Origin of the sequence: Comamonas sp. UBA7840, from assembly GCF_002501455.1 — a bacterium.
In the GTDB taxonomy this organism is placed as follows: Bacteria; Pseudomonadota; Gammaproteobacteria; order Burkholderiales; family Burkholderiaceae_C; genus Comamonas; species Comamonas jiangduensis.
In genome coordinates this window covers 1-14,226 of the sequence record NZ_DLTI01000022.1, presented here as the reverse complement: position 1 = coordinate 14,226, position 14,226 = coordinate 1, and the positions used below count along the sequence as shown (strand labels likewise).

The 14,226-nt window shown below is 61.4% G+C and carries 12 protein-coding genes; 11 read left to right on the top strand and 1 reads right to left on the bottom strand.

What is annotated here, in order from left to right:
- The first annotated feature begins 143 nt into the window (after positions 1–143).
- Both htpX and B3R00_RS07165 read left to right on the top strand, forming a co-directional pair.
- A complete protein-coding gene (gene htpX / locus B3R00_RS07170; RefSeq protein WP_219162783.1) occupies positions 144–1,019 on the top strand; it encodes a protease HtpX in 876 nt (291 codons plus the stop codon).
- A 145-nt stretch (positions 1,020–1,164) separates the two neighbouring features.
- On the top strand, positions 1,165–1,860 hold the full coding sequence (locus tag B3R00_RS07165) for a hypothetical protein (RefSeq protein WP_286998332.1): 696 nt from the start codon (positions 1,165–1,167) through the stop codon (positions 1,858–1,860).
- Between the two features lie 212 nt (positions 1,861–2,072).
- Here the strand turns inward: B3R00_RS07165 and B3R00_RS07160 are convergent, their stop codons facing one another.
- Positions 2,073–2,975, bottom strand: coding sequence for a LysR family transcriptional regulator (locus B3R00_RS07160; protein WP_219162781.1), 903 nt, complete (start codon positions 2,973–2,975; stop codon positions 2,073–2,075).
- 138 nt (positions 2,976–3,113) lie between these two features.
- On the opposite strand from B3R00_RS07160, the gene B3R00_RS07155 reads away from it, so the two are divergent.
- From B3R00_RS07155 to B3R00_RS07115, 9 genes are all read left to right on the top strand, one after another.
- A complete protein-coding gene (locus B3R00_RS07155) occupies positions 3,114–5,228 on the top strand; it encodes a 3-hydroxyacyl-CoA dehydrogenase NAD-binding domain-containing protein (RefSeq protein ID WP_286998330.1) in 2,115 nt (704 codons plus the stop codon).
- Positions 5,229–5,396: 168 nt separating this feature from the next.
- On the top strand, positions 5,397–6,593 hold the full coding sequence (locus tag B3R00_RS07150; RefSeq protein WP_286998550.1) for an acetyl-CoA C-acyltransferase: 1,197 nt from the start codon (positions 5,397–5,399) through the stop codon (positions 6,591–6,593).
- A gap of 152 nt (positions 6,594–6,745) precedes the next feature.
- Positions 6,746–7,942, top strand: coding sequence for an acyl-CoA dehydrogenase family protein (locus B3R00_RS07145; protein WP_219162779.1), 1,197 nt, complete (start codon positions 6,746–6,748; stop codon positions 7,940–7,942).
- Positions 7,943–7,966: 24 nt separating this feature from the next.
- Positions 7,967–9,103, top strand: coding sequence for an acyl-CoA dehydrogenase family protein (locus tag B3R00_RS07140; protein ID WP_286998326.1), 1,137 nt, complete (start codon positions 7,967–7,969; stop codon positions 9,101–9,103).
- Between the two features lie 65 nt (positions 9,104–9,168).
- Positions 9,169–9,975, top strand: a complete 807-nt coding sequence (locus tag B3R00_RS07135; RefSeq protein ID WP_286998325.1) for an oxepin-CoA hydrolase, alternative type — start codon at positions 9,169–9,171, stop codon at positions 9,973–9,975.
- Between the two features lie 25 nt (positions 9,976–10,000).
- Complete coding sequence (locus B3R00_RS07130) at positions 10,001–11,251, top strand: CaiB/BaiF CoA transferase family protein (protein ID WP_286998323.1); 1,251 nt, start codon at positions 10,001–10,003, stop codon at positions 11,249–11,251.
- Between the two features lie 107 nt (positions 11,252–11,358).
- A complete protein-coding gene (locus B3R00_RS07125; protein ID WP_376747610.1) occupies positions 11,359–12,360 on the top strand; it encodes a Bug family tripartite tricarboxylate transporter substrate binding protein in 1,002 nt (333 codons plus the stop codon).
- Between the two features lie 43 nt (positions 12,361–12,403).
- Positions 12,404–13,390, top strand: a complete 987-nt coding sequence (locus tag B3R00_RS07120) for a Bug family tripartite tricarboxylate transporter substrate binding protein (RefSeq protein WP_286998321.1) — start codon at positions 12,404–12,406, stop codon at positions 13,388–13,390.
- A 163-nt stretch (positions 13,391–13,553) separates the two neighbouring features.
- On the top strand, positions 13,554–14,226 hold a 673-nt coding region (locus B3R00_RS07115), incomplete at its 3' end, for an electron transfer flavoprotein subunit beta/FixA family protein (protein ID WP_286998320.1).

Genomic DNA, 14,226 nt, shown 5'->3' with positions numbered 1-14,226 from the left:
AAAAAGCGTGCACCCCAATAAGACCTAAATTCAATAACAGACGGGGTGTGGCAGGTGACAACGCTTGAATCCGCAGACTGGACCCTCATTTTGCAAGCTGAGGCCATGAACCTGTTTTTTCCCCACCGTGGAGAAATCCAAGAATGAAACGTATCGCTCTCTTTTTGTTGACCAACATTGCCGTCGTGGCGGTGCTGGGTATCACGGCCAGCTTGCTGGGCGTGAATCGCTTTTTGACCGCCAACGGACTGAATCTGGGCGCCTTGCTGGGCTTTGCCTTCATCATGGGCTTTGGCGGCGCCATCATCTCACTACTGATCTCCAAGCCCGTGGCCAAGTGGAGTTCGGGTGTGCACGTGATCGAGCAGCCCCGCAACGCCGATGAAGCCTGGATTGTGGACACCGTGCGCAAGTTTGCTGACAAGGCTGGCATTGGCATGCCTGAAGTGGGTATCTACGAAGGTGAACCGAACGCCTTCGCCACCGGCGCCTTCAAGAACAGCGCGCTGGTGGCGGTGTCCACAGGCCTGCTGCAAGGCATGACGCGCGAAGAGGTGGAGGCCGTGATTGGCCATGAGGTGGCCCACGTTGCCAACGGCGACATGGTGACCATGACGCTGATCCAGGGTGTGATGAACACCTTTGTGGTGTTCCTGTCGCGCGTGATCGGCTATGCGGTGGACAGCTTTTTGCGCAAGGGCGATTCGGAAAACTCCGGCCCCGGCATTGGCTACTACGTGACTACCATCGTGATGGACATCTTGCTGGGCTTTGTGGCTGCCATGATCGTGGCCTGGTTCTCGCGCCAGCGTGAATTCCGTGCCGACGCCGGTGCCGCACAGTTGATGGGGCGCAAGCAGCCTATGGTCAATGCCTTGGCCCGCTTGGGTGGCATGGTTCCCGGTGAGCTGCCCAAGAGCATGCAGGCCATGGGCATTACCGGCAACATCGGCAAGCTGTTCTCCAGCCACCCGCCCATTGAAGAGCGTATTGCCGCACTGCAAAGCGCGCAGCCATAAACGAAGCGGTGGCGATGTCGGCGTGCGCTGGCCTTGTCACAACTTGTACGCAGTCTTTACCCGTGCTTTACCACTTTAAGAAGAACCCCGGTCAACATTTGGCCGGGGTTTTCGTTTCAGAGGTATACCCCTGAAAGGAGTTGCCATGTCATCCACTGTTTCTTCTCGTCCACGCCACCTCAGCGTCCGGTTATGGGCTGCTGCCGCGGCCGTGGCAGGTACCGCTTTGCTAAGCGGCTGTGTGGTGGCTCCTTTGGAGGATGGCTATAACGACTATGGCTACACCAGCACTACGGTCTACACCACCTATGGCCACCCACCACCACCGCGTGTGGAGTACCGTTATGCGGCGCCATCCCCCTCGCACATCTGGATAGGGGGGGATTGGTTCTGGGCCGGCAGCCGTTATGACTGGCGACCTGGGTATTGGGCGCCTCCGGGCTACCGGCCTGTACCGCGTCCACCCCACTCGGGATATGCACCACCCCCGCCCGTGCGGCCGATGCCGCCCATGCCCAGCCGCCCATCGATACGCCCGGATGAGCAGCCGCGCCCACCGTATTGGCGTCCCGAAGGGGGGCAGCCGCCCCAGGTGCGCCCTGAGCGGCCCCGTCCTGGTGCAGATCGCCCGCAGATCTTGCCCTCGTACCCCTCGCAGCCAGGCATGGAGCGGCCAGAGCGCCCCCGTCCGCCGCACATCCGGCCCGATGACGCAGAGCGCCCACGGCCAGATATGCGGCCTGACCGCCCCCGCCCCGAGGCTAGGCCTGCATGGCGCTCGGATGCCGAAGAGTCGCGTCGACCCTTCCCACGCCGTGAGCGCGACCGTCGTGACGAATGAAGCTTTCGGCTGACAAAGCTGCTGCCCAAGCTGCAACCCGCTGGTGCCTTCCAGCGGGTTTTTTTATGCTTGCTTGTCTCCAACTCGATTGCACACTTGCTGCGCTTCGCAGGCAGCTATAGAGACAGCCACCGAGATTGCAGTTGAGGCTGTGTGGTGGGCGTGTGGTGGGCGTGAGGTGGGCTGTGGTGGCGTGGGTATGTCGTGCGGGTTTACAGCGCTGCAGTGTCTGCGCCGCGCGCCTTGGCCAGCAAAAAATCAATGCAGGTGCGCACCGCCCTTGTCTGGTGGCGGTTGGGTAAATACAGCAAATACATGTGCGTGCCAAAAATGCTCAGTCGGTAGTCGCTCAGGGTGGTCAACACCTCGCCGCTGGCAATCTTGTCTTGCAGCACATAGTCGGGCACCAGGCCCACGCCCAAGCCAGCCAGAATGCCTTCGCGCAAAAACGGAAAGTGCTCGGAGCTGAGAGTGGGCTCCAGGGTGACTTCCTGGCGCTCCATCCCTTGGTAGGCGGCCACACGCAACTGGCGGCCCATGACACCTGCCGTAATCAAAGGGCTGGCGCGCAGCTCCATCAGCGTTTGTGGCAGGCCGTGTTGTGCCGCGTAGTCTTGGGAGGCACAGGCGATGTAGCGCACATCCCCCAAGCTGCGCGCAATCACGGACAGCGGGGGCTCTTGCATCACGCGGATGGCAATGTCCACCTCATCGCGCAGGTTGTCGGCGCGGTTCTCGAACAGCACATCCAGCACGATGCCAGGGAACTGGCGCTTGAACTCAATCAGCCACGGGCTCATCACGATCTGCCCGTAGCCGCTGGGCACGCTGATACCCACGCGCCCGCGCAGCTCCTGGCCCAGGCTGGTGATGGTTTCGCGCGCGGCCAGCATTTCGTTGTGGATGTTGCGCCCGTGCTCGTACAGGCGCAGCCCGACCTCGGTGGGCTCTACCCGGCGCGTGGTGCGTTTGACCAGTTGCACGCCCGCTTGCTTTTCCAGTTGTGCCAAGTGGTAGCTGACATTGGCACGCGTCATCTTGAGCTTGCGCGCGGCCTGGCTGAGGTTGCCGCTATCAATGATTTCCACCAGCAGGGTGAGCGATTGCAAATCCACAGGGGGTACTCCTAGGGTTAACCCTTTGCATTGTCTAAACTTATTTGACAGTCTGTCAATTAATCAAGTGATTGTAAAGAAGCATTGTCGTAGTACAAACGGCTTTTCCCCTGAATACCGATAGCCGGAGACACGCGCATGAGTTTCGAAAACACTGCTTCTGTGGTTCAAACCCGCCTGGATGGCGAGGTACTGGTCGTTAGCATCAACAACCCGCCGGTCAATGCCCTGGGCCAGGCGGTGCGTGCTGGTTTGCTGGCTGCCGTAGAGCAAGCTGCGGCCGATGCGGCCGTGCAAGCCGTGCTGATCGTGGGTGAGGGCAAGGCCTTCATCGCCGGTGCGGACATCCGTGAATTTGGCAAGCCCGCCATGCCCCCTTCCTTGCCCGAAGTGTGCAACGCCATCGAAGCCAGCAACAAGCTGGTGGTGGCTGCGGTGCACGGTGCCGCACTGGGTGGTGGTCTGGAAATCGCGCTGTCGGCCCACTACCGCCTGGCGTTGCCCAAGGCGCTGCTGGGTCTGCCCGAAGTGAATCTGGGCCTGCTGCCCGGCGCCGGTGGCACCCAGCGTGCACCGCGTGTGATGGGGGTGAAGGCCGCGACCGAGCTGATGCTCAGCGGCAAGCACCTGAGCGCCAAGGCCGCCGCAGCGGCAGGCTTGGTCGACAAGCTGGTGGATGGCGACGATGTGGTCGCTGCAGGCCTGGCCTACACCCGCGAACTGCTGGCGGCTGGCACTGCCGTGCGCCGCACCCGTGACATTGAGATTGCCGACAAGGTGGGCGCACTGGCCGACCTGGAAGCGCTGGCCATTGACACCGCCAAGAAGGCGCGTGGCCTGTTCTCGCCGCTGAAGATCATCGAGTGCGCCAAGGCGGCCGTGAACCTGCCGTTCGAGCAGGGTCTGGCCCATGAGCGCGCCCTGTTCGTGCAGTGCCTGGAAAGCCCCCAGCGCCAGGGCCTGATCCACGCTTTCTTTGCCGAGCGTGAAGTGACCAAGATTCCCGAAGCCAAGGCCGCCGCACCGCGCGCCTTTGCCAAGCTGGCCATCATTGGCGGCGGCACCATGGGCGCTGGCATCACCGTGTCGGCCTTGGATGCCGGCTTTACCGTGACCATGATTGAGCGCGATGCCGAGTCCATCGCCCGTGGCCAGGCCAATGTGGAAAAGGTCTACAACGGCCTGATCGCCAAGGGCCGTATGACCGAAGAGGGCAAGGCCGCTGTGATGGCCCGATACACTCCTTCGATCAGCTACGACGACATCGCTGATGTGGATCTGGTGATCGAAGCCGTGTTTGAAGACCTCGAAGTCAAAAAGGCGGTGTTCAAGGAGCTGGACCGTGTGTGCAAGCCAGGTGCCGTGTTGGCCACCAATACCTCCTACCTAGACATTGACGCGATTGCCAACGCCACCAGCCGCCCGCAAGACGTGATTGGTCTGCACTTCTTCAGCCCCGCCAACATCATGAAGCTGCTGGAAATTGTGGTGCCCGCCAAGGTGAGCGCTGACGTGGTGGCCACCGCGTTTGAGCTGGCCAAGAAGATGAAGAAAGTGCCGGTGCGCGCAGGTGTGTGCGATGGCTTTATCGGCAACCGCATCTTGGCCGTGTACAAGCAAGCGGCCGACTACATCATGGAAGACGGCGCATCGCCTTACGAAATTGACGAAGCCGTGCGCGGTTTTGGCTACCCCATGGGCCCCTTCCAGGTCACCGACCTGGCCGGTGGCGACATTGGCTGGGCCACCCGCAAGCGCCGCGCTGCCACACGCAACCCCGCTGCACGCTACGTGGAAGTGGCCGACCGCATCTGCGAAAACGGCTGGTTCGGCCAGAAGACCGGCCGTGGTTTTTACCTGTACCCGCAAGGTGCCCGTGTGGGCCAGCCTGACCCCGAAGTGCTGGCGATTGTGGATGCCGAGCGCGCCAAGAAGGGCGTAACACCACGCAAGTTCACACCGGAAGAAATCCTGCGCCGCTACATGGCCGCCATGGTCAACGAAGGTGCCAAGGTGGTGGAGGAGGGCATTGCCCTGCGTCCTTTGGATGTAGACGTGACCTTTATCTCCGGCTACGGCTTCCCCCGCTACCGCGGTGGCCCCATGAAGTGGGCTGATATGCAGGGCTTGGACAAGGTGCTGGCAGACATCAAGGAATTCGAGCAGGAAGACCCGCTGTTCTGGAAGCCCGCAGCGTTGCTGGAAAAGCTGGTGGCCGAAGGCAAGAACTTCGACAGCCTGAATCAGGGCTAAGCCACTTCGCTGGCGCGAAACCCGCAGCGCACCCCGTGTGCGCTGCATCAAATAAAGAAGCTGTTAGCGCAGGAAATACAAGAACTTCAGGGTGAAAAGACTTTGAAGTACAGGAAACATCAGCGCTAACAGCTATCAAAAAACCAAACCGAGACAAACACCATGAGCATGCGCGAAGCCGTTATTGTTTCTACCGCCCGTACCCCGTTGGCCAAGTCGCACCGCGGCGAATTCAACGTGACCCCTGCTGCACAGCTGGCCGCTTTCTCGGTCAAGGCGGCGGTAGAGCGCTCGGGCGTGGACCCAGAAATGATCGAGGACTTGATCCTCGGCTGCGGCAACCCCGATGGTTTTCAGGGGCGCAACCTGGGCCGCCAGACCGTGATCCGTGCGCAGCTGCCGCTGAGCATTGCGGGCACCACCATCACCCGCTACTGCGCCTCCGGTCTGCAATCGATTGCGATTGCGGCGGGCCGCGTGGTGGCCGAGGGGGTGGATGCGATGCTGGCTGGCGGAGTGGAAACCATCTCGGGCATTCGCGCCGGCAACAACTTGTCCACCGACATGGACCCCTGGCTGGTGCAGCACAAGCCCGAGCTGTTCATGGCCATGATCGACACTGCCGATGTGGTGGCCAAGCGCTACAACATCTCGCGTGAAGACCAAGACGCGTTCTCGCTGCGCAGCCAGCAGCTGACCGCGGCTGCGCAGGCCAACGGTGTGTTCGACAACGAAATCATCGCTTGCGCCACCAAGATGGCCGAGAAGAACAAGGAAACCGGCGAAGTCACCTACCGTGATGTCGTCGCCACCAAAGACAACTGCAACCGCGCCAGCACCACGCTGGAAGGTCTGGCCAAGCTGGAGCCGGTGAAGGGCCCTGGCAACTTCATCACCGCAGGCAATGCTTCGCAGCTGTCTGACGGCTCCAGCGCCTGCGTGGTGGTGGAGGCCAAGGTGGCCGAGCGTCTGGGCCTCAAGCCCCTGGGCGCTTTCCGTGGCTTTGCGGTGGCCGGTTGCGAGCCCGATGAGATGGGCATTGGCCCGGTGTTTGCCGTGCCCAAACTGCTCAAGCGCCACGGCCTGACCGTGGACGACATCGACCTGTGGGAGCTGAACGAAGCCTTTGCTTCGCAAGCCCTGTACTGCCAGCGCCAGCTGGGCATTCCGCTGGAGCGCCTGAACGTCAACGGCGGTGCGATCTCGATTGGTCACCCCTTCGGCATGACCGGCGCACGTCTGGCCGGTCACATCCTGCTGGAAGGCCAGCGCCGCAAAGCACAGGGCCAGCGCGTGAAATACGGCGTGGTCTCCATGTGCATTGCCGGTGGCATGGGCGCAGCAGGCCTGTTTGAGATTTATTGATACCCCCTGAGTCGCTGCGCGCCTTCCCCCTGAAAGGGGGACGACAGCCTCGCGTCGGGGCTGCCCTAGCTCGCTGTCTCTGACCTCAGAGTCAGCGGTGCGAATGACCGAAGCGCGCAGTACAAGGAACAGGAATTACTGAGGAAAAAGCAATGGATTTGCAATTTACCCCCCAAGAACAAGCCTTCCGTGCGGAAGTGCAAGCCTTTCTGAAAGAAAAGCTCAGCCCCGCGTTGGCCAACAAGGTCCGTGGTGGCCAAATCCTGAGCAAGCAAGACTTGCAAGGCTGGCACGACGTGCTCAACGAGCGTGGCTGGCTGGCCAACCACTGGCCTGCCGAGCACGGCGGCCCAGGCTGGGGCGCAGTCGAGAAGTTCATTTTTGAGAACGAATGCGCGCTGGCTGGTGCCCCCCGTTTGGTGCCGTTTGGCGTGAACATGCTCGGCCCCGTGCTGATCAAGTACGGCAATGAGCAGCAAAAGAACTACTGGCTGCCCCGCATCCTGAACGGTGCGGACTGGTGGTGCCAGGGCTATTCCGAACCCGGCTCGGGCTCGGACTTGGCCTCCGTCAAGACCACTGCGGTGCGCGATGGCGACCACTACATCGTCAACGGTCAAAAGACCTGGACGACGCTGGGCCAGCACGCCAACATGATTTTCTGCTTGGTGCGCACCAACAAGGACGTGAAGGCACAAGCGGGTATCAGCTTCTTGCTGGTGGACATGAACACCCCTGGCGTGGAAGTGCGCCCCATCATCACGCTGGATGGCGAGCACGAAGTCAACGAAGTGTTCTTCACCGACGTGAAGGTGCCGGTCGAGAACCTGGTGGGCGAAGAAAACAAGGGCTGGACGTACGCCAAGTACCTGTTGACCTATGAGCGCACCAACATCGCTGGCGTGGGCTTCTCGGTGGCTTCGCTGGAAAAGCTCAAAGTGGCGGCCAGTCGCACCCTGTACAAGGGCAAGCCCCTGTCGCAAGACCCGCTGTTTGCTGCACGTTTGGCCAAGGTCGAGATCGATCTGGAAAACATGAAGACCACCAATATGCGCGTGATCGCTGCAGTGGCGGGTGGCGGTGTGCCCGGCGCGGAAAGCTCCATGCTCAAGATCAAGGGCACCGAGATCCGCCAGGAAATCCTGTCGCTGATTCGCCGCGCCATGGGCCCCTACGCTGCGCCGTTTGAAGAGGCTGCCATGCACGGCACCAACACCGAGCCTACCGTGGGCCCCGAAGAGGCGTACTCGGCCGCTGCCGCTTACTTCAACTATCGCAAGCTGTCGATCTTCGGCGGCTCCAACGAAATTCAGAAAAACATCATTTCCAAAATGATTTTGGGTTTGTAAGCAGAGCACAGAAGGAACAAGACCATGAACTTCGAACACACCGAAGACCGCCGCATGCTGGCGGACACCTTGAACCGCTTTGTGGCTGAGCAATACGGTATCGAGCACCGCAACAAGATCGCTTACGGCGAAGAAGGCCACAGCGCTGAGCTGTACGCCCAATTTGCCGAGCTGGGCGCCATTGGCGCGCTGTTCAAGGAAGAAGACGGCGGCTTTGGCGGCGCAGGCTTTGACATCAGCGTGGTGTTTGAGTCGCTGGGCCGTGGCCTGGTGGCCGAGCCCCTGCTGGGTGCGCTGGTGGTGGGCCAGGGCCTCATCGCTGCGGGCACTGAGTCGCAAAAAGCCAAGCTGGAAGACATCGTGGCCGGTGGCGTGATTGCTGCGCTGGCGCACGACGAACCTGGCAGCCACTATGAGCTGAACAACGTCCAGACCACCGCGGCCAAGTCGGCCAGCGGCTGGGTGCTGAGCGGCGCCAAGGGCGTGGTGGCATTCGGTGCCAAGGCTGATTTGCTGCTGGTATCGGCACGCACCTCGGGCAACCAGTACGACCAGGACGGCATCAGCCTGTTCCTGGTGGATGGCAACACGGCAGGCATCAGCAAGCGCAGCTTGCAGCGCTTTGAAGGTGGCCGCGTGGCAGAGCTGACATTCAACAACGTACAGCTGAGCACCGACGCATTGCTGGGCGCCGAAGGCAAGGGCTACGGCGTGCTGGAGCGCATCAGCGGCTACGCACTGCTGGCGCTGGCAGCCGAATCCGTGGGGGCCATGGATGTGGCCAAGCAGCACACGCTGGAATACCTGCAAACGCGCAAGCAGTTTGGCGTGGCGATTGGCACCTTCCAAGCCCTGCAACACCGCATGGCCGATGTGCTGCTGGAAATCGAGCAAGCGCGCTCTGCCGTGATCAACGCGGCAGACGCTATCGACAATGCCGAAGGTACAGCCCAGCAAAAGGCGCTGTCGGCCGCCAAGTACACCGTGGGCTATGTGGGCACCAAGGTGGCGCAAGAGAGCATTCAGCTGCACGGCGGTATTGGCATGACCTGGGAGCTGCCGCTGGCGCACTACGCCAAGCGTCTGGTCATGATCGATCACCAGTTTGGTGACGAAGACTTCCACTTGGCACGCTTTAGCGAGCTGGGTCAGGCAGCCTAAGCACCGGTGGTGGCGCGCGCAATTTTTTGCGCGCGGTCAAGCGATAAGAACCAAGGAGACACACTGTGAGCCAAGCACTGCTGGTACGACGCGAGGGGCATGTCCTCATTCTCTCCAACAACAATGTGGCGGCGCGCAACGCGCTGTCCCCCGAGTTCTATGCGGCCGTCACGACCGCGCTGGCGGACGCCGCAGCCGATGCCAGCATCGGGGCGGTCATCCTGACCGGCGAAGGCGGGCATTTCTGTGCCGGCGGCGATCTGCGCCAGCTGGCCAAGCGCCGTGAGCTGCCCGTGGCGCAGCGCCGTGAAAAGCTGGAAGGCCTGCACGATTTGATCCGCGCCGTGCGCGATTGCCCCAAGCCGGTGATTGCCGCGGTAGAAGGTGCAGCGGCGGGCGCAGGGCTGTCGCTGGCCTTGGCCTGCGACATGCTGGTAGCGGCCAAGAACAGTGTGTTCTCGGTGGCGTATGTGAAGGTGGGCTTGACGCCCGATGGCGGTGCCACAGCGTTCTTGTCGGAGTTTGTGTCGCGCCAGGTGCTGACCGAGCTGTGCCTGACGGGCGAGCGCATCAGCGGCGAGCGCATGCATGCATTGGGCCCTGTCAATCGTTTGGCAGAGCCCGGGCAAGCCGTGGAGCAGGCCATGGTGCTGGCTCAGCAAATTGCCCAAGGCCCTGAGTTGGCGAACGCCCGCATCAAAGACCTGTGCCGCCAGGCACCGCGCAGCACGCTGGAGCAGCAACTGGAGCAGGAAGCGCAATACATGGTGCAGTCGCAAGAGACCGAGGAATCGCGCGAAGGCATTGCGGCGTTTTTGGAAAAACGCGCAGCCAATTTCCGTCAGAGCGCCGCTGTGGCACTGACGAAATAAACACGTATCAGGGAGCAAAAAAGTAATGACCGCCAATCAAGCCGTGCCTGAAGGCATGGATTTTCCGCTGGAAGGCGTGCGCGTTCTGGACTTGTCGCGCGTGTTTGCCGGCCCTTTGTGTGGGCAGGTATTGGCTGACTTCGGTGCCGACGTGGTCAAGGTCGAGCACCCCGGACGCGGTGACGACACCCGCGACTGGGGCATGCGCATCGGCAAGACCGAGACCACCTACTACAACAGCATGAACCGCAACAAGCGTTCGGTCACGCTGGATCTGCAAAGCGCCGAAGGTGTGCAGATCATTTATGACTTGCTGCCGCAGTTTGATGTGGTGATCCACAACTTCAAGCACGGTGGTGCGGACAAGCTGGGCCTGGGCTACGAGAAGCTCAAGTCCATCAAGCCCGATCTGATTTACTGCAGCGTGGCGGGCTACAACAGCGACACGCCCGAGGCCAAGCGCCCCGGCTATGACCTGGTGATCCAGGCCGAAGCGGGCCTGATGGCCATCAACGGCGAAGAAGGCACGCCGCCCCTGAAGTTTGGTGTGGCCGTGGTGGACTTGATGACCGGCATGTACGCCGCACAAGCGGTGTTGGCGGCGCTGTACCGCAAGAGCCGCAATGGCCGAGGCCGTCAGATTGAGCTGGCGCTGTACGACTGCGGCCTGACCATCAACGGCTACTACGCGCTGGATTCGATGCTGCTGGGCCACGACACCCAGCGCTACGGCAATGCCCACCCCTCCATCGTGCCTTACGGCCTGTTCGACGCGGCCGATGGCCCGCTGATCATCGGCGTGGGCAACAACCGCCAGTACGAAGCGTTTTGCCGCAACGTGATTGAGCGCCCAGATTTGTTTGAAGACCCGCGCTACGCCACCAACGTGGAACGCGCCAGGAACCGCCTGGAAATCTTACCGCTGCTCAAGTCCATCATCGCCACGCATCCGCGCAAGCAGTTGCTCGAGCGCATGCAAGCGTGTGGCATTCCTTGCGGTGAGGTGGCAGGCTTGCACGAAGCGCTGACCAGCGAGCGCACCCAGCAAACCGGCATCTTCCAGCAAATGCCCCACCCTGTAGCAGGGCAGACCTGGGTGTTTGCGCCGCCGTACCGCCTGGACGGCCAGCGTCTGCCAATTCGCCACACCCCACCTACGCTGGGGGGGGCCACCCGCGAGGTGCTGCAAGAGCTGCTGTCTATGAGTGATGCGCAACTGCAGGCACTGAAAGACAAGGGTGTGCTCACCTTGCCAGAGGCACCAAGCAGCACTTGATTTTGACGGTCAGGCCCGTGACAGGACCGCTCCAGCAGAGGGCGGCTTGCAGGGTAGGAGGCCTGACCACTTTGCGTGAACCTACGCGTACCCAGGGAGACAATTACATGGACAAGCTTCACCCCAACCGCCGCCAGTGGATGGCCACCGCCGCTGCCGCAGCAGGCACCAGCCTGGTCGGTTTGCCCGCTTGGGCCAAGTCGGCCTATCCGAACAAGCCGATCCGTTTCATCGTGCCCTTTAACCCCGGCGGTGCAACCGACATCGTCGCTCGCGTGCTGGCCGAAGCCATGAGCAAGCGCCTGGGCCAGCCAATCGTGGTGGAAAACAAGGCGGGTGCGGCCGGCATGCTGGGCACAGACCAAGTCGCCAAGTCAGCACCGGATGGCTACAACGTCTTGCTATCGCTCAGCACGTCCATGCTGATCAACCAGTACCTCTACACCAAGATGGCCTACAACCCGCAAAAGGACTTGTTGCTGCTGTCGGAGCTGGCCTCGGCCCCCGTGACCTTGGTGGTACACCCTTCGGTGCCCGCCAACACCATGCCAGAGCTGCTGGCGTGGGTGAAGGCCAACAAGGGCAAGGTCTCGTATGGCAGCTGGGGTGTGGGCTCGTACGCACACCTGGGCGGCGCGTACATGAGCAAGACCATGAACGCCGACATGTCCCACGTGGCCTACCGGGGCGAGGCGCCCATGATCCAGGAGTTGATTGGTGGCCAGCTGCAGCTGTGCTTCTCCAGTGCCCAAAACACCAAGCCCTTCATTGACAACGGCCGCCTCAAAGCGATTGGCGTCACGGGCAAAGCGCGCATGTCGGTGCTGCCGAATGTGCCCACGATTTATGAGCAAGGCGTGACCGATGACGCCTATGCAATTGCGGGCTTTGTCGGCATGGCGCTGCCTGCAGGCACTCCCCAAGCCGTGGTAGATGCGCTGTCCGCAGCCATCCAGCACGCCGCCCAAGACCCCAAGGTCAAAGAGCGCATCGACGGTGCAGGCTTCCTGCCCGTTTTCAGCAGCCCCGACGCATTTAGCAAAACCTATGCGCAGGCGGCACCCGTATGGAAAGCATTGGTCGAATTGGCAGAGGCCAAGGTCGACTGAGCCCCTTAACCGTAAAAAGTAATAGCAACAAGAGACAACCGTTATGCAAACAACACGCACCATCACCCGCCGCCTGCTGCTGGCTACCGCCGCGACCGTGGTTGCAGGCAGCGCTTTGGCGCAGCAAGCCTGGCCCGCCAAGCCCATCACCCTGATCGTGCCCTTCCCAGCAGGTGGCCCGACAGATGTGGTCTCGCGCATTGTGGGCAAAGAGCTGGCAGACCGTTTGAAGCAGCCCGTGATCGTGGAAAACCGCGCTGGCGCTTCGGGCTCGATTGCCGCCATGCAGGTCAAGCGCGCAGCACCGGACGGCTACACGCTGATGACCTTGGCCACCCCCACGCTGTTTGCACCGCTGTTCTACAAGGGTGCAGGCTACGACGTGACCAAGGACTTCACGCCGATTTCCATGATTTATGACCTGCCGATTGTCATGGTGGTCAACCCCACCAAGCTGCCCGGTGTCAACACCCTGCCCAAGCTGATTGAAACCGCACGGGCGCAGAAAGACCCGCTCAACTACACCACCAGCGGCGCAGGCAGCTTTGGCCACATGAGCATGGAGTTGCTCAAAGAGCTGGGCAAGTTCGACATGCAGCACGTGGCCTACAAGGGGGGCGTGCCTGCCATTACCGACACCATTGGTGGTCAGGTGCCCATCATGTACGCCGACCTGGTCGCTGCGCTGCCGCACATCAAATCCGGCAAGCTGGTGGCTGTGGCTGTGGGTTCGCCCGAGCGTGTGAGCGTGGTGCCAGAAATCAAGACCATTGCCGAACAAGGCATTGATGGCTTTGCGGCGGTATCGTTGGGCGCTTTGCTTGGCCCCAAGGGCATGCCTGCCGATGTGGTGGCCCGCCTGAACAAGGAAGTCAAAGAAATCCTGGCCGACAAAGCCGTGCAAGAGCGCATTTTGGGCGCGGGCGCCATTGCCAACTTCATGCCTGCGCAGCAGTTGCAAGACAGCCTGGCCAAGGACTACGCCAAGTGGAGCAAAGTGGTCAAGGACAAGGGCATGGTGGCGGAATAATGCCGTGCTGTGCGTCCCCCGCAGGGGCGCACAGCATTGCGAATGAAGCCTGCATTAGCCATTGGTGAAGCCTCATTTCTGAAATACTGAATTCATAGCTGCTAGCGCTTGCTGTATAAGCGTTAGCAACCGTTTTAACCAACAACTTCCGAAAGAGAAAACCATGAAGGTATTGGTACCCGTCAAGCGCGTGGTGGACTACAACGTCAAGGTTCGCGTCAAATCCGATGGTACAGGCGTAGACATCGCCAACGTCAAGATGAGCATGAACCCGTTTGACGAAATCGCGGTGGAAGAAGCCGTGCGCCTCAAAGAAAAAGGCGTGGTCACTGAAGTGATCGCCGTCTCCTGCGGCGTGACCCAGTGCCAGGAAACCCTGCGCACGGCCATGGCCATTGGTGCCGACCGCGCCATCCTGGTGGAGACCGATGCCGAGCTGCAGCCCCTGGCCGTGGCCAAGCTGCTCAAGGCCCTGGTGGACAAGGAACAACCCGGCCTGGTGATTTTGGGCAAGCAGGCCATTGACGGCGACAACAACCAGACCGGCCAGATGCTGGCGGCGCTGGCCGACCTGCCCCAAGCCACCTTCGCCTCCAAGGTCGAAGTCGCTGGCGACAAAGTGAATGTGACCCGTGAAGTGGACGGCGGCCTGGAAACTCTGGCCCTGAGCACCCCCGCCATCATCACCACCGACTTGCGCCTGAACGAGCCCCGCTACGTCACCTTGCCCAACATCATGAAGGCCAAGAAAAAGCAGCTGGACACCGTCAAGCCTGAAGAGCTGGGTGTTGATGTGGCCCCCCGCATCAAGACCCTGAAGGTGGCCGAGCCCGCCA